The 14,914-nt window shown below is 67.8% G+C and carries 14 protein-coding genes; 8 read left to right on the top strand and 6 right to left on the bottom strand.

Going from position 1 to position 14,914, the window contains the following annotated elements:
- Positions 1-6 precede the first annotated feature (6 nt).
- On the top strand, positions 7-933 hold the full coding sequence (locus FHW81_RS06805) for a LysR family transcriptional regulator (RefSeq protein ID WP_003110292.1): 927 nt from the start codon (positions 7-9) through the stop codon (positions 931-933).
- Between the two features lie 10 nt (positions 934-943).
- Here the strand turns inward: FHW81_RS06805 and FHW81_RS06800 are convergent, their stop codons facing one another.
- Positions 944-1,534, bottom strand: a complete 591-nt coding sequence (locus FHW81_RS06800; RefSeq protein WP_003119828.1) for a TetR/AcrR family transcriptional regulator — start codon at positions 1,532-1,534, stop codon at positions 944-946.
- A gap of 125 nt (positions 1,535-1,659) precedes the next feature.
- On the opposite strand from FHW81_RS06800, the gene FHW81_RS06795 reads away from it, so the two are divergent.
- From FHW81_RS06795 to cif, 3 genes are all read left to right on the top strand, one after another.
- Positions 1,660-2,769, top strand: a complete 1,110-nt coding sequence (locus FHW81_RS06795) for an alkene reductase (protein WP_003101455.1) — start codon at positions 1,660-1,662, stop codon at positions 2,767-2,769.
- Between the two features lie 65 nt (positions 2,770-2,834).
- Positions 2,835-4,013, top strand: a complete 1,179-nt coding sequence (locus tag FHW81_RS06790; RefSeq protein WP_003091044.1) for an MFS transporter — start codon at positions 2,835-2,837, stop codon at positions 4,011-4,013.
- Positions 4,014-4,034: 21 nt separating this feature from the next.
- Positions 4,035-4,994 (top strand): CFTR inhibitory factor Cif, encoded by a 960-nt coding sequence (gene cif / locus FHW81_RS06785; protein WP_003114004.1) that lies wholly within the window; start codon positions 4,035-4,037, stop codon positions 4,992-4,994.
- Positions 4,995-5,013: 19 nt separating this feature from the next.
- On the opposite strand, the gene FHW81_RS06780 is transcribed toward cif, so the two are convergent.
- Positions 5,014-5,145 carry a hypothetical protein gene (locus FHW81_RS06780; protein ID WP_003091046.1) on the bottom strand — a complete coding sequence of 44 codons (132 nt, stop codon included), beginning with the start codon at positions 5,143-5,145 and terminating at the stop codon, positions 5,014-5,016.
- Positions 5,146-5,602: 457 nt separating this feature from the next.
- Between FHW81_RS06780 and FHW81_RS06775 the strand changes: the two genes are divergently transcribed.
- Both FHW81_RS06775 and FHW81_RS06770 read left to right on the top strand, forming a co-directional pair.
- On the top strand, positions 5,603-6,184 hold the full coding sequence (locus FHW81_RS06775) for a cytochrome b (protein WP_023123123.1): 582 nt from the start codon (positions 5,603-5,605) through the stop codon (positions 6,182-6,184).
- Positions 6,185-6,339: 155 nt separating this feature from the next.
- Positions 6,340-6,588, top strand: coding sequence for a hypothetical protein (locus FHW81_RS06770; protein WP_003091048.1), 249 nt, complete (start codon positions 6,340-6,342; stop codon positions 6,586-6,588).
- A gap of 55 nt (positions 6,589-6,643) precedes the next feature.
- On the opposite strand, the gene FHW81_RS06765 is transcribed toward FHW81_RS06770, so the two are convergent.
- Positions 6,644-8,173 (bottom strand): nucleobase:cation symporter-2 family protein, encoded by a 1,530-nt coding sequence (locus tag FHW81_RS06765; RefSeq protein ID WP_003162544.1) that lies wholly within the window; start codon positions 8,171-8,173, stop codon positions 6,644-6,646.
- Positions 8,174-8,601: 428 nt separating this feature from the next.
- On the opposite strand from FHW81_RS06765, the gene paaP reads away from it, so the two are divergent.
- The gene (paaP, locus tag FHW81_RS06760; protein ID WP_003101464.1) at positions 8,602-10,212 is read left to right on the top strand and encodes an aminopeptidase PaaP; all 1,611 of its coding nucleotides are present in this window, start codon (positions 8,602-8,604) and stop codon (positions 10,210-10,212) included.
- Positions 10,213-10,298: 86 nt separating this feature from the next.
- Here paaP and FHW81_RS06755 read toward each other — a convergent pair whose 3' ends face one another.
- The 3 genes from FHW81_RS06755 to FHW81_RS06745 form a co-directional block, all read right to left on the bottom strand.
- The gene (locus FHW81_RS06755) at positions 10,299-11,438 is read right to left on the bottom strand and encodes a thiolase family protein (protein WP_003114002.1); all 1,140 of its coding nucleotides are present in this window, start codon (positions 11,436-11,438) and stop codon (positions 10,299-10,301) included.
- Between the two features lie 121 nt (positions 11,439-11,559).
- The gene (locus FHW81_RS06750; RefSeq protein ID WP_023123122.1) at positions 11,560-12,204 is read right to left on the bottom strand and encodes a vWA domain-containing protein; all 645 of its coding nucleotides are present in this window, start codon (positions 12,202-12,204) and stop codon (positions 11,560-11,562) included.
- Positions 12,205-12,224: 20 nt separating this feature from the next.
- On the bottom strand, positions 12,225-13,241 hold the full coding sequence (locus tag FHW81_RS06745) for an ATP-binding protein (RefSeq protein WP_003114001.1): 1,017 nt from the start codon (positions 13,239-13,241) through the stop codon (positions 12,225-12,227).
- Positions 13,242-13,811: 570 nt separating this feature from the next.
- On the opposite strand from FHW81_RS06745, the gene FHW81_RS06740 reads away from it, so the two are divergent.
- Complete coding sequence (locus tag FHW81_RS06740) at positions 13,812-14,906, top strand: 3-deoxy-7-phosphoheptulonate synthase (RefSeq protein WP_003114000.1); 1,095 nt, start codon at positions 13,812-13,814, stop codon at positions 14,904-14,906.
- Positions 14,907-14,914: the final 8 nt, after the last annotated feature.

Below are 14,914 nucleotides of genomic sequence, written 5' to 3'. Positions count from 1 at the left end.
AGAACGATGAATACTGACAATCATGGTGAGGAAAACTCACCATTCAGGCGCCGTCGCCTGCCCTCGCTGAACGCCCTGCGCTGCTTCGAGGCCGCCGCCCGCCTGGAGAACTTTTCCCGTGCCGCCGAGGCCCTGTGCCTGACCCACGGTGCCATCAGCCGCGCCGTGCGGACCCTGGAGGAGGAACTCGGTTGTGCGCTCTTCGAACGCCGCGGCCAGCGGGTTTTCCTCAGCGAGGCCGGCAGGCGCCTGCTCGCCGGCACCGGCCCGGCCCTCGACCTGATCGAGCGCACCGGCGAGGCCCTGCGCGCGGAGGCCGGCCCCACCGCGCTGGTGCTGTCCTGCGAACCGACCTTGCTGATGCGCTGGCTGATCCCGCGGATCGCCGGATTCATGCAGGAACAGCCACGACTGTCGATCCAGCTGGTCGCCGGCGGCGGGCCGTTCGCCTTCGGCCGCGGCATCGACCTGGCGATCCGCCGCAACGACTTCCCCTGGCCGCCCGGCAGCCATGCCCACTGGCTGTTCGACGAGCAGGTCGGGCCGGTCTGCCGGGCGAGCGACGTCGAACGGCATTTCCACCTCGATGCAGGCCCGCCCGGGCTTCGCGCCGTCGCACCGCGCCTGCACACGGCGACCCGCCCGCAAGCCTGGAACACCTGGACCCGTCTCGCCGGACAGGCGCCAGCGACGACCGAAGGGCAGCGCTTCGAGCACTTCTACCTGAGCCTGCAGGCGGCCGGCGCCGGACTCGGCGTGGCCATCGGCCCCTGGCAACTGGTGCGCGACGATCTGTCCGCCGGCCTGCTGGCGGCGCCGCTGGGATTCCTCGCCGACGGCAGCAGCTATCACCTGCTGACCCCGCGACCGTTGCAGGCCGGAGAGCCTGCCACGCTGCTGCTGGAATGGCTGCGCCGCAGCGCGGCGGCCTGATGCGGCCCGCTCAGGGCCAGGCGCGCAGCGCCCGTTCGACCACCGCCAGCAGGCGCTCGCAAGGCACCCGGTCCTTGGCCTGCACGCTGAGGCCGAACAGCACGGTGGCATAGAAGGTCGCCAACTCCTCCACGTCGGTGTCCGCCGCCAGGTCGCCGTCAGCGATGCCGCGCCGCATGCGCTCACGGAACAGGCGGATCGACTCGCCGCGCTCGGCGCTCAACGCGTCCCGCACCGCCTCGCTTTCCGGGGTTCCGGTCAGCGCCGCGAGCACCACCAGGCAACCGCGCGGGAACTCGTCGGAACAGAAGCGCGCGACGGTCTCGCGGAGCAGCTCGGCCACGCCCTCGCGGGCGCTCGGCGCGCCATCGAGGACATCCCGGCGATAGCGGCCGTGCTGGCCGAGATAGTGGGCCAGGGCTTCGCGGAACAGCCCTTCCTTGCTACCGAAGGCGGCGTACAGGCTGGGCGGCCTGATTTCCATCGCCTCGGTCAGGGCCGCCAGCGAAGCGCCTTCGTAGCCACGCACCCAGAACACGTCCATGGCTCGCTGCAGGGCGGTGTCCCTGTCGAATGCCCGTGGCCTGCCTCGCGTTGCCATCCTGACCTCCATTATTTGTATCGATCACTATAAATTTACTTGACGAGCGTTGCCATCGCCATATTATTTAGCGACCGATACAGATATTCAAGCCATCTCCCTGCCGCCTTCGAAAGGAAAAGACCATGTCCAACCTGCTCCTCTCCCCGCTCGCCGTAGGCAACCTGGCCTTGCGCAACCGCATCGTCATGGCGCCGATGACCCGCTCCCGGGCGCAACAGCCGGGCGACGTGCCGACCGCCCTGAACGCTCTCTACTATGCGCAGCGCGCCGGCGCCGGGCTGATCGTCAGCGAGGGCACGCAGATTTCCCGCCTCGGCCAGGGCTACGCCTACACCCCCGGTATCTACAGCGAGGCGCAACTGGCCGGCTGGCGCCAGGTCACCGAGGCGGTGCACGCCGCCGGCGGACTGATCGCCGCGCAGCTCTGGCATGTCGGGCGCATGTCGCATCGCTCGCTGCAGGCCGGCGGCGAGGCGCCGATCGCGCCCTCGCCGATCCAGGCCAAGGCCCAGGTGTTCATCGCCGATGGCCAGGGCGGCGGGTCCATGGCGCCCGCCGACGCGCCGCGGGAAATGACCCTGGAAGACATCCGCCGGGTCCGCGACGAATTCGTCCGCGCCGCACGCAACGCGCTCGACGCCGGCTTCGACCTGGTCGAGCTGCATGGCGCCAATGGCTACCTGATCGACCAGTTCCTCGCCAGCGCCAGCAACCGGCGCAGCGATGCCTATGGCGGTAGCCTGGAGAACCGCGCGCGGTTCCTGCTGGAGATCGTCGACGCGCTGGTCGCCGCGGTCGGTGCCGAGCGCGTCGGCCTGCGCCTGTCGCCCTGGGGCACGATCAACGACATGCACGACGACGAGCCGGAAGCGATGACCCTTTACCTTGCCGAAGCCCTGCAGCGACGCGGCATCGCCTACCTGCACCTGGCCGAGTGGGAATGGAGCGGCGGCCCGGCCTACCCGCAAGGCTTCCGCGAGCGCCTGCGCGAACGCTTCCGCGCGCCGCTGATCGTCTGCGGCAACTACGACGCCGAGCGCGCCGAAGCGATACTCCAGGCCGGACTGGCCGACGCGGTGGCGATCGGCCGGCCGTTCATCGCCAACCCCGACCTGGTCGAGCGGATCCGTCTCGGCGCGCCGCTGGCCGAGGCCAACCAGGCGCGGTTCTACGGTGGCGACGCCGCCGGCTACACCGATTACCCGACCCTCGGCCAGTCCGCTACGGCCTGATTCCCTTCCCTCCCATGCATCGTTCCCGGGCGCGGCCACGGCTGCGCTCGCGGAGGAGTCTTGCCGTGCTATTGCCGATCCTCCTGCTGGCCGCCGCCGGCTTCACCATCCTGACCACCGAGTTCGTCATCGTCGGCCTGCTCCCGGCACTTGCCGCAGACCTCCAGGTCAGCGTCGCCCAGGCCGGCCTGCTGGTCAGCCTGTTCGCCTTCAGCGTCGCCGCCTTCGGTCCGTTCCTCACCGCCGCGCTGGCGGGCGTCGAACGCAAGCGGCTGTTCGTCGCCTGCCTGCTGCTGTTCGCCGCGGCCAATGCGCTGGCCGCCGTGGCCGGCGATATCTGGACGATGGCCGTGGCGCGCTTCGTCCCGGCCCTGGCGCTCCCGGTGTTCTGGGCCATGGCCAGCGAAACCGCCGCGCACCTGGCCGGCCCCTCGCGCGAAGGGCGCGCCGTGGCGCTGGTGTTCTTCGGCATCGTCGCCGCCACCGTGCTTGGCATTCCCATCGGCACGCTGATCGCCGACGCCTGGGGTTGGCGCCTGGCATTCGCCGCACTCGCCGCGCTGGCCCTGGCCAAGGCGCTGCTGCTGGCCGCCTGGCTGCCGCGCATTCCCGGACGACCGGGCGTCTCGCTGCGCAGCCAGGCGAGCGTGTTGCGCCAACCGCTGGTGCTCGGCCACCTGTTGCTGTCGCTGCTGGTCTTCACCGGCATGTTCACCCCCTACACCTACCTGGCCGACATCCTCCAGCGCCTGGCCGGCTTCAGCGGTTCGCTGGTCGGCTGGACGCTGATGGGCTTCGGCGCGGTAGGCCTGCTCGGCAACTGGCTCGGCGGGCGCCTGGTGGATCGCAGCCCGCTGGGCGCAACCCTGCTGTTCGTCCTGCTGATGGCGCTGGGCATGCTCGCCCTGGTGCCGACCCTCGGCAACGCCTGGCTGCTCGCCGCCACCCTGGCGACCTGGGGCGTGGCCCAGGCAGCACTGTTCATCGTCGGCCAGGTGCGGGTGATGAAGTCCGCGCCGCGGGCCCCGGCGTTCGCCGCCTCGCTGAACATCTCCGCCTGCAACGCCGGGATCGGCATCGGCGCCCTCGCCGGCAGCCGGGTGATCGACGGCAGCGGCCTGGCGCCGCTCGGCGAGGTCGGCGCGCTGGTCTGCCTGGCGGCGATGGCCGTGGCCCTGCTGCTGATGCTGGCGCCACGCCAAGCTGCCACCGAGCCGTCCCTCGGCGGCCACATCCCTCACTGAGCCCACCAAGGAAGCACAACCATGATCCTCGATAGACTCTGCCGCGGCCTCCTGGCCGGCATCGCCCTGACCTTCTCCCTGGGCGGCTTCGCCGCCGAGGAATTCCCCGTCCCGAATGGCTTCGAAAGCGCCTACCGGGAAGTCGACGGCGTGAAGCTGCACTACGTGAAAGGCGGCCAGGGGCCGCTGGTGATGCTGGTACACGGTTTCGGCCAGACCTGGTACGAATGGCACCAACTGATGCCGGAACTGGCCAAGCGCTTCACCGTGATCGCGCCGGACCTGCCCGGCCTCGGCCAGTCCGAGCCGCCGAAGACCGGCTATAGCGGCGAACAGGTCGCCGTCTACCTGCACAAGCTGGCCCGGCAATTCAGCCCGGATCGCCCGTTCGACCTGGTGGCCCACGACATCGGTATCTGGAACACCTACCCGATGGTGGTGAAGAACCAGGCCGACATCGCCCGCCTGGTGTACATGGAAGCGCCGATCCCGGACGCGCGGATCTACCGCTTCCCGGCCTTCACCGCCCAGGGCGAGTCGCTGGTCTGGCACTTCAGTTTCTTCGCCGCCGACGACCGCCTGGCGGAAACCCTGATTGCCGGCAAGGAACGCTTCTTCCTCGAGCACTTCATCAAGTCCCATTCCAGCAACACCGAGGTGTTCAGCGAGCGCCTGCTGGATCTGTACGCCAGGTCGTACGCCAAGCCGCACAGCCTGAACGCCTCGTTCGAGTACTACCGCGCGTTGAACGAGAGCGTGCGGCAGAACGCCGAACTGGCGAAGACCCGCCTGCAGATGCCAACCATGACCCTCGCCGGCGGCGGCCACGGCGGCATGGGCACGTTCCAGCTGGAGCAGATGAAAGCCTATGCGGACGACGTCGAAGGCCATGTCCTGCCCGGCTGCGGCCACTGGCTGCCGGAAGAGTGCGCCGCGCCGATGAATCGCCTGGTGATCGACTTCCTCAGCCGCGGTCGCTGAGTCGTCCCGGTCCGGGCGATCAGAACTGCTCGCCCGGGCAGAACAGGCAGCGCAGCAGCAGGGTCATGAGCACGACAGCGCCGGAAACCAGCAGGTAAGGCAACGGGGAGAACAGGTCGTCCTGGTCCTTGCCATCGTGCTCACTACTCATGCTCTCACCTCGAGAATCGTCATGGCGGAAAAGACGCAGGATATGCACTTGCCGTCCTTGAAAGTGCACGGCGAAGTGTTCGAAGACTATAGAAACGAAGCGATCGAGTTCAATTACATCTGTGTCAGCTTGCTGTCGGCAAAACGTCAGCGGAAAGACAACGGAATATATTTCCCGATAATGCTTGGGGGTCAGCCGCGCCCCGCCCCAGGCTCTGCCGGCGTGGCGCGAGTGCCGGGGCGAAGGAAAAACCAACTTACAATGATCCCGACCCGGAATTATTCCGCCAAGTAGCTTCCGTTTCGGAAAAAAGCGACTCGCAGCACTGTTTCGGTGCAATAACGTCACATTTGAAAGTTTCGATTAAGTTTTCCGTTATCGATTATCCATAAATACGTTTGATCGCTCTCCGGACGTTTCATAGATTGCACGCCTTCACTCTCTGCGAGGCATTCCCGTGACGCATCCAGCGACCGTCTACAGCCTGTCCACCCGCCTGCTGCACTGGAGCATGGCGTTCTGTTTCATCGGCGCGATCGTGCTGGCCTATTTCGTCATCTGGGTGCTCGGCCACGACCACCCGCAGCGCCTGCCGGTACTCAACCTGCACTGGGTGCTGGGCCTGCTGGTCGGCCTGCTGCTGGTCCCTCGGATCGTCTCGCGGCTGCGCGGGCCGCGCCTGCCAGCGGTCCCCGGCACGCCGCTGGAGCACCGCCTGGCGCACTACGCGCACCTGTCGCTGTATGCCTTGATGCTGGTGATGCCGCTCACCGGCTACGTCGGCACCCGCCTGCCCACCGACTTCGGCCTGTTCGTGGTACCCAGCTTCAAGGACACCGCGCTGTTCGCCTGGATTTCGCAAACCTGGAACCTGAACTGGGAGGCGTTCGAGAAGCCCTTCGACGCCGTTCACCGCGTGGTCGGCCTGTGGCTGAGCACCTCGGTGGTGCTGCTCCATGCGCTCGCCGCCGGCTACCACCAGTGGGTCCGCCGCGACGGCACCCTGGAGCGCATGCTCGGCCGTCGCCAGCGCCGCTGAGCGCGGCCCTTCGTCGGCTCTCGCGGCGGACCGGCGACGATCTGCTATAGAGGTAGGGACACGCAGGGAAAACCTCGCCGCCCCGAGGCTCCTCCGTGGCAACCACAGGCGTCGCGCAGGTAGCCGGGTCGGCCTCCGACAGAGAGGAGCATGCCATGGCCAGCCTGCACTGCCAGCACCGCAGCTACACCATCACCGCCGACGTCGTCGAGCATCCGGGCATTCCCACGCCCTGGGCCGGTGGCTGCCACATCACCGATCCCGAAGGCCACACCAGCAAGCGCATCGCCCTGCCCGTGCGCTTCGCCTTCCTCGCCGACCTGGAAAACGCCCAGCGCGCCTCCATCGCCCACGGCAAATGGCTGGTGGACCAGCGCCTGGACCGCGGCAAGGCGCTGTTCTGAAGCGCACAACGAAAACGGCCCTCGCAAGGAGGGCCGTCGTTCATCGCGGCGCGGCTCAGGCGCTGCCGGCTTCAGCGGTTTCGCTGCGCCGTCGCGGCGGCGCGCCATGGCTGTCGTCGCCGGCCAGCGGCACTTCGTTGCCCTGGGCGTCGTACAGCTTGCCGTCGAGGAAATAGTCGCCTTCGTGCAGGGCGGCGATGTCCTGGTAGCGCAGGGTCCGCTCGCTGGCGGCGACGAACACCGACTGCTGGTCGGAGTTGCCGGCGGTGAAGTGGTTGAACGCCAGGTTGAGCAGGATCGCCATGATCGCCGAGGAACTGATGCCGGAATGGAAGATGGTGGCGAACCAACTGGGGAAGTGATCGTAGAAGGTCGGCGCGGCGATCGGGATCATACCGAAGCCGATCGAAGTGGCGACGATGATCAGGTTCATGTTGTTGCGGTAGTCCACCTTCGACAGGGTGCGGATGCCGCTGGCGGCGACCGTGCCGAACAACACGATGCCGGCGCCGCCGAGCACGGCGGTGGGCACCGCGGCGATCACCCGGCCCATCACCGGCAGCAGGCCGAGGATCACCAGGAACAACCCGCCGGTGGCGACCACGTAGCGGCTCTTGATCCCGGTCACCGCCACCAGGCCGACGTTCTGGGCGAAGGCGCTCTGGGTGAAGGAGCCGAAGATCGGCGCCAGCATGCTGGAGAACATGTCCGCGCGCAGGCCGTTGCCCAGGCGCCGTGAGTCGACCTTGGTGTCGATGATCTCGCCTACCGCGAGGATGTCCGCCGAGGTTTCCACCAGGGTCACCATGATCACGATGCACATCGAGATGATCGCGGCGACCTGGAAGGTCGGCATGCCGAAGTGGAACGGCGTGGGAAACGCCACCAGCGGGCCTTCGGTGACCTTGGAGAAGTCGGCCATGCCGAGGAACACCGCGATGACGGTGCCGATGACCATCGCCAGGAGGATCGACAGGCGCGAGATCGAGGCGCTGCCGAGCTTGCTCAGCAGCAGCACGATGACCAGGGTGATCGCCGCCAGGCCGATGTTGGCCATGCTGCCGAAGTCCGGCGCGTGGCTGTTGCCGCCCATCGCCCAGCGCGCGGCGACCGGCATCAGGGTCAGGCCGATGGTGGTGATGACGATGCCGGTCACCAGCGGCGGGAAGAATTTGGTGATGCGCGAGAAGATCGGCGTGATCAGCAACCCGATCAGCGAGGCCGCCATCACCGCGCCGAGCACTGCGGGAATGCCGCCGCTGCCACCGCTGCCGATGATCGCCACCATGGTCGCCACGCCAGCGAAGGACACCCCCTGGACCAACGGCAACTGACAGCCGAAGAACGGCACGCCGAGCGTTTGCAACAGGGTCGCCAGGCCGCCGGCGAACAGCGAAGCGGCAATCAGCAGGCCGATGTCGCCGGGCGCGAGGCCGGCGGCCTGGCCGAGGATCAGGGGGACCGCGACGATACCGCCATACATGGTCAGCACATGTTGCAGGCCGTAGGCCATGTTGGCGCCGACACCGAGGTTCTCGTCTTCAGGCCGTGGAACGGGTGGGGTTCCGGAGGACGTCGTTTTCATGGTGCGCTGTTCTCGCTTTTATTGTTGTGCGCACACTGTAGACAATTCGATCCGAAAATATCCAGACAAATGTATACAAAATTTCCGACAAATCTGTGACAGCGCTGGTGCCAGCCACTTCCGCTCGCGCGCTTATCCGCGCGCCAGACGGTTTCCTTCCTGCTGCACCATCCTCCCAGCCCCGACCAACGGCCATGGGCCCGCGCCGAAGGGCATTAACGATAGAAAGCCGCCCTCCATCCCGCCAGCGAGCTATCAGCAATTCTTCCACAAAAAGTTGATGAAATTCACATTTCAGGAATTACGCCAGGACAGCCCGGAAAGCGCTCCTAGTCTGGCAGTCAGGCCGTGCCCGAGGCGGCATTTCGGGCAATAGCGCCATGCCATCAACGGCTTATCGATCATCGCCTCACAAGGAACGGAGTCTCATGAGCAACAAGAACAATCTCAGATACGCACTCGGCGCCCTCGCCCTCTCGGTTTCCGCCGCATCCCTGGCGGCACCTTCGGAAGCGCAACAGTTCACCGAGTTCTGGACGCCCGGCAAACCCAACCCGTCGATCTGCAAATCGCCGTTGCTGGTCAGCACTCCGCTTGGCCTGCCGCGCTGCCTGCAAGCCAGCAACGTGGTCAAGCGCCTGCAGAAGCTGGAGGACATCGCCAGTCTCAACGACGGCAACCGCGCCGCCGCCACGCCGGGCTACCAGGCCTCCGTCGACTACGTGAAGCAGACCCTGCAGAAAGCCGGCTACAAGGTCAGCGTGCAGCCCTTCCCGTTCACCGCCTACTACCCGAAAGGCCCGGGTAGCCTGAGCGCCACCGTGCCGCAGCCGGTCACCTACGAATGGGAGAAGGATTTCACCTACCTGTCGCAGACCGAGGCAGGCGACGTCACCGCCAAGGTGGTCCCGGTGGACCTGTCCCTCGGCGCCGGCAACACCTCCACCAGCGGTTGCGAGGCGGAAGACTTCGCCAACTTCCCGGCCGGCTCGATCGCGCTGATCCAGCGCGGCACCTGCAACTTCGAGCAGAAGGCCGAGAACGCCGCGGCCGCCGGCGCCGCCGGGGTGATCATCTTCAACCAGGGCAACACCGACGACCGCAAGGGCCTGGAGAACGTCACCGTGGGCGAGTCCTACGAGGGCGGCATCCCGGTGATCTTCGCCACCTACGACAACGGCGTGGCCTGGTCGCAGACCCCGGACCTGCAGTTGCACCTGGTGGTCGACGTGGTACGCAAGAAGACCGAGACCTACAACGTGGTCGCCGAGACCCGTCGCGGCAACCCGAACAACGTGGTGATGGTCGGCGCGCACCTCGACTCGGTGTTCGAAGGCCCCGGTATCAACGACAACGGTTCGGGCAGCGCCGCCCAACTGGAGATGGCCGTGCTGCTGGCCAAGGCGCTGCCGGTCAACAAGGTGCGCTTCGCCTGGTGGGGCGCCGAGGAAGCCGGCCTGGTGGGCTCGACCCACTACGTGCAGAACCTCGCCCCGGAAGAGAAGAAGAAGATCAAGGCCTACCTGAACTTCGACATGATCGGCTCGCCGAACTTCGGCAACTTCATCTATGACGGCGACGGTTCCGACTTCGGCCTCCAGGGTCCGCCCGGCTCGGCCGCCATTGAGCGCCTGTTCGAAGCCTACTTCCGCCTGCGCGGCCAGCAATCGGAAGGCACCGAGATCGACTTCCGCTCCGACTACGCCGAGTTCTTCAACAGCGGCATCGCCTTCGGCGGCCTGTTCACCGGCGCCGAGGGCCTGAAGACCGAAGAGCAGGCGCAGAAGTACGGCGGCACCGCCGGCAAGGCCTACGACGAGTGCTACCACAGCAAGTGCGACGGCATCGCCAACATCAACCAGGACGCCCTGGAGATCCACAGCGACGCCATGGCCTTCGTGACCAGTTGGCTGTCGCTGTCGACCAAGGTGGTCGACGACGAGATCGCCGCCGCCGGCCAGAAAGCACAATCGCGGTCGCTGCAGATGCAGAAGAGCGCCAGCCAGATCGAACGCTGGGGTCACGACTTCATCAAGTAACCGCGACTACCCTGCGCCGGGCCGCCGGCGCAGGTTCCCCATCCAGGCCCGGCTCATCCACCGGGCCTTTTTTCATCGGCGCGCGATCACTCCACCGCTTCCAGCAGGGTCGCCACGCCCTGGCCGCCGGCGATGCACTGGGTGGCGATGGCATAGCGCCCGCCGGTGCGCCGCAGCAACGCAGCGGCCTTGCCGGTGATCCGCGCGCCGGTGGCGCCCAGCGGATGACCGATGGCCAGGGCGCCGCCATCCAGGTTGATCCTGTCCATGTCCAGCCCCAGTTCGCGGATGCAGGCGATGGATTGGCTGGCGAAGGCCTCGTTGATCTCCACCAGGTCGATGTCGGCGATGCCCAGCCCGGCCCGTTGCAGAACCTTGCGCGTCGCCTGCACCGGCCCCATGCCCATGATCTCCGGCGCACAACCGGCCACCGCCACCGCCTTGATCCGCGCCAGGATCACCAGCCCGTGGCGGCGCGCGAAGTCCTCGCTACAGACCAGCAGCGCGGCGCTGCCATCGGTGAGCGGCGACGAGGTGGCGGCGGTGACGCTGCCGCCGAACGCCGGCTTCAACTGGGCCAGGCTCTCCAGGTTGGTACCCGGGCGGATGCAGCCATCCTCGGCGACCCGGCCGGCGGGGGTGTCGATGGCGACGATCTCCTCGCGCAGCAAGCCGGCCTCGCGCGCGGCGACTGCCTTGGCGTGGGAGCGTACGGCCATCTCTTCCTGCTCGACGCGGCTGACGGCGTAGCGCTCGGCGACATTCTCGGCGGTCTGCCCCATGCTCATGTATACCGCCGGATAGTCCTGCAGCAACGCGGGATTGGGCGACAGGTTGAAACCGCCCATCGGCACCCGCGTCATCGACTCTACCCCGGCGGCGATGAAGGCTTCTCCGGCGCCCAGCAGGACTTGCCCGGCGGCGTAGTGGACGGCGCTCATGGACGAACCGCAGAAACGGTTGAGGGTCGCACCGCCGAGGCTCTGCGGGAAGCCGGCACGGAAACTGGCGATGCGCGCGATGTTCATGCCCTGTTCCGCCTCCGGATAGGCGCAGCCCATGACCACGTCCTCCAGCAGCGCAGGGTCGAGATCGAGTTTCTCCACCAGCCCCTTGAGCACCGCGGCGGCCAGGTCATCCGGGCGGATATCGACCAGCGCGCCTTTCCTGGCGAAGTGGAACGGCGAACGGGCGTAACCGGCGATAACGACTGAAATCGGCGACATGAGGATATCTCCGTGAGATGGATTGGCTGGATCGCAGGAAGATATTACGCGCATAATATTTATTGAATTACAGTCGAAATACAATTTGACCGAAAAAGCCGCAGGACTCGCCGAAACGCCCTCAGACTTCGTTCAATTCACTGATATGCCGATACTCGGCCCCCAGTTCCCGGGCCAGGCGCTCGGCCTTGCCCAGGCGCAACGGGCCGCTTTCGAGGTCGACCAGCAGGCTCGGGCAGGCAGCCTCCGGCAGCGCCGGCCAGTCGCGCAGACGGCCGTCGGTAAGCACCAGCAGACGCTGATGCTCGGCGGGTTTCTGCCGCTGTCGGCGCGCCAGCCAGCCAGCGGCCTGGTGCAGGGCGTCGAGCAGCGGCGTACCGCCGCCGGCGCCCAGCTGGCGCAGCCAGCCCTGCAACTCCCGCGAGGCCTTCTGCCCCTGCCAGAGCCATTGCGCCTGCTGCCCTGTGGCATGCAGCACGGCCAGGCGGATGCGCTGCCGATAAGCCTCCTCGAACAGCGTCGCCAACACTCCCTTGGCCTGGGCCAGGGCGCCGTACCGGCGGGTGCTGGCGGAGGCATCGACGATCACCAGCCAGAGTTCGCCCGGGCGCCGGCTGCGCGGCTGGCGAAGCAGGTCGCGGCGCTGTCGGGGACGTCCGCGCAGCAGGGTCGGCAACCATTGGATGGCGCCCTCCGCACCCTGGCTCAGGGCGCCGCCAAGTCCGCCGCGCAGGGCTCCGGGTCTGCTCCTGGCATCCGCACCCATGACCGAGCGCGGGCGGATGCTCAGGGCTTTTTTGGCCAGCGCGGCAGCTCGCGGGCGGTCCCCATGGCCACCGGCCGAGCCGGCAATTCGCCCCACTGCCCTTCGCCGTCGCCAGTGCGCTCCGGGAGCGCGACAGGGGCCGCCGCGGGCGGTGGCGGTGGATTGGCCGCCGATGGTGGCGGGTTCGACTGGCGACGGCGATGCAGCAGGGCGAAATGTTCCACCGCATCGATGTCCTCCGCCTCGATCCGCTCGCCGCCGCGCCAGGCCGCATGGGCGCGCGCCGCGCGCAGCCAGACCAGGTCGGCGCGCAGGCCATCGACAGCCGCCTCGAAGCAGCGTCGAGCGATGCTGTCCAGCGCCGCATCGTCCAGGGGAATCCGCGCCAGCCGCCGGCGCGCCTCGGCGCAACGGCGGCGCAGGGTGTCCTGCTGGCCTTCCCAGCGTTCGACGAAGGCCTGCGGGTCGGCATCGAAGGCCAGCCGGCGACGGATGATCTCTGCCCGCTCGGCCGGCGGCGGCTGGGTATCGAGGCGCACGTTGAGGCCGAAACGGTCGAGCAGTTGCGGGCGCAGTTCGCCCTCTTCCGGGTTCATCGTGCCGATCAGCACGAAACGCGCCGGATGCCGGTGGGAAATGCCATCGCGCTCGACCAGGTTGACGCCGCTGGCGGCGACGTCGAGCAACAAATCCACCAGGTGGTCCGGCAGCAGGTTCACTTCGTCGACGTAGAGCACGCCGCCGTCGGCCTTGGCCAGCACGCCCGGGGAAAACCGCGCGCGACCTTCGCCGAGGGCGGCGTCCAGGTCGAGGCTGCCGACGATGCGCTCCTCGCTGGCGCCCAGCGGCAGGGTAACGAACTCGCCCGCCGGCAGCAGTTCGGCGACGCCCCGCGCCAGGGTCGACTTGGCCATTCCGCGCGGCCCCTCGATCAGTACCCCGCCGATCGCCGGATCGACCGCGGCCAGGCACAGCGCCAGCTTCAGTTCGTCGGCGGCGACCACGGCGGACAGGGGGTAATGCACGGTAGCGCTCATGGGGATTCCTGCGGCGGACGGACGGAAATACGGACCGCCAAGTCTATCAGGCCGGCGGCGCCGGTATCGAACCGTGAAACAGTCGTTGAACCGGCCGCCTCGCTTGCAGTAAGCTCGGGACTCGTTCACGGGAGAAACCCATGCCGCACACCCGCCATCCGCACCTGCATTCCAGTGCCTCGCGCCCTGGCTTGTCGTTGCGCGCGCGTGCGCCGCAGGCACCCCGTGCCGCGTATTTCTTCGGGTATTGGTTTAGCCACTCCGGCGCCTGATACCCCAACGGCGCCCACGGTATACGGGACGCCTACCCTGCACACGCAAACCCCCGGTCGGCTCCCCGACCGGGGGTTTTGTTTTTCCGGCCCGTTTTTCCGGCCCACAAGGCCACAACCACAGACCAACGCACAGGACATCGATCATGACCGCATACCGCTACCGCACTGGCTACCCGCTCAACACCTGGCGATTTAGCGACGGCCGCCAGCCGCTCGCCAACCCACGACATTGCCGAACACCTCGATAGGGCACGACGCGCGCGGGACGCCCGCCGCCAGCCCAGGAAGCCAGACCATGAACTCATCCGTATCCGCACTGACCACCCTTTCGCCGAACGTCCAGGCCGTCGCCCTGCCCAGCGCCACCGCCCGTACCGCCCTGGAACGCCTGCCCAGCCCGCTCGAACTCAAGGCCCGCCAGCCGTTGCCGCTGGAGCTGGCCAGCCAGGTCGCCGCCAGCCGCGACGCCATCCGCGCCATCCTCGACGGCGACGACCCGCGCCTGCTGGTGGTAGTCGGTCCCTGTTCGATCCACGATCCCCGCTCCGCCCTCGAATACGCCGAACGCCTCGCCGCGCTGAGCGACGAACTCGACGGCCAGTTGCTCCTGGTGATGCGCGCCTACGTGGAAAAGCCACGCACCACGGTGGGCTGGAAGGGCCTCGCCTACGATCCGCACCTGGATGGCAGCGACGACATGGCCGCCGGCCTGGCGCTGTCCCGGCAACTGATGCTGGACATGCTGCGCCTCGGCCTGCCGCTGGCCACCGAACTCCTGCAACCGCTGGCCGCCGGCTACTTCGACGACCTGCTGAGCTGGGCGGCGATCGGCGCGCGCACCAGCGAATCGCAGATCCACCGCGAGCTGGTCAGCGGCCTCGGCCTGCCGGTGGGCTTCAAGAACGGCACCGACGGCGGCGTCGGCATCGCCTGCGACGCGATCCGTTCGGCGGCCCACGGCCACCGCCATTTCGGCCTCGACCCGCACGGTCACCCGGCGCTGATCGAGACCCGCGGCAATCCGGACACCCATGTGGTGCTGCGCGGCGGCCGCCACGGTTCGAACTACGGCCCCGAGCAGGTGCAGGCCGTGCGCCAGGCCCTGGAAAGCCAGGGCATCGCCACGCGGATGATGGTCGATTGCAGTCACGCCAACAGCGGCAAGAACCCGCTGAACCAGCCCGGCGTCCTCGCCAGCGTGCTGGACCAGCGCCTGGCCGGTGCCAGCGACCTGGTCGGGGTAATGCTGGAAAGCCACCTGTTCGACGGTTGCCAGGCGCTCGGCGGCGAACTGCGCTACGGCGTCTCGATCACCGACGGCTGCCTCGGCTGGGAAGGCACCGAGCGGATTCTCCGCGACGCCGCCCGGCGGCTCGCCGAGCGGCGCTGAAAGCGGTG

The sequence above is a fragment of the Pseudomonas sp. RC10-4-2 genome (assembly GCF_050433085.1).
In the GTDB taxonomy this organism is placed as follows: domain Bacteria; phylum Pseudomonadota; class Gammaproteobacteria; order Pseudomonadales; family Pseudomonadaceae; genus Pseudomonas; species Pseudomonas aeruginosa.
Note: the sequence above shows the minus strand (reverse complement) of the source record. Positions and strands in the feature narration are given on the sequence as shown.

Bases quoted from the DNA above. Each gene is read 5' to 3' on its own strand.
- FHW81_RS06805 (WP_003110292.1), top strand. From the start codon at position 7: ATGAATACTGACAATCATGGTGAGGAAAACTCACCATTCAGGCGCCGT.
- FHW81_RS06800 (WP_003119828.1), bottom strand. From the start codon at position 1,534: ATGGCAACGCGAGGCAGGCCACGGGCATTCGACAGGGACACCGCCCTG.
- FHW81_RS06795 (WP_003101455.1), top strand. From the start codon at position 1,660: ATGTCCAACCTGCTCCTCTCCCCGCTCGCCGTAGGCAACCTGGCCTTG.
- cif (WP_003114004.1), top strand. From the start codon at position 4,035: ATGATCCTCGATAGACTCTGCCGCGGCCTCCTGGCCGGCATCGCCCTG.
- FHW81_RS06780 (WP_003091046.1), bottom strand. From the start codon at position 5,145: ATGAGTAGTGAGCACGATGGCAAGGACCAGGACGACCTGTTCTCCCCG.
- FHW81_RS06770 (WP_003091048.1), top strand. From the start codon at position 6,340: ATGGCCAGCCTGCACTGCCAGCACCGCAGCTACACCATCACCGCCGAC.
- FHW81_RS06765 (WP_003162544.1), bottom strand. From the start codon at position 8,173: ATGAAAACGACGTCCTCCGGAACCCCACCCGTTCCACGGCCTGAAGAC.
- paaP (WP_003101464.1), top strand. From the start codon at position 8,602: ATGAGCAACAAGAACAATCTCAGATACGCACTCGGCGCCCTCGCCCTC.
- FHW81_RS06755 (WP_003114002.1), bottom strand. From the start codon at position 11,438: ATGTCGCCGATTTCAGTCGTTATCGCCGGTTACGCCCGTTCGCCGTTC.
- FHW81_RS06750 (WP_023123122.1), bottom strand. From the start codon at position 12,204: ATGGGTGCGGATGCCAGGAGCAGACCCGGAGCCCTGCGCGGCGGACTT.
- FHW81_RS06745 (WP_003114001.1), bottom strand. From the start codon at position 13,241: ATGAGCGCTACCGTGCATTACCCCCTGTCCGCCGTGGTCGCCGCCGAC.
- FHW81_RS06740 (WP_003114000.1), top strand. From the start codon at position 13,812: ATGAACTCATCCGTATCCGCACTGACCACCCTTTCGCCGAACGTCCAG.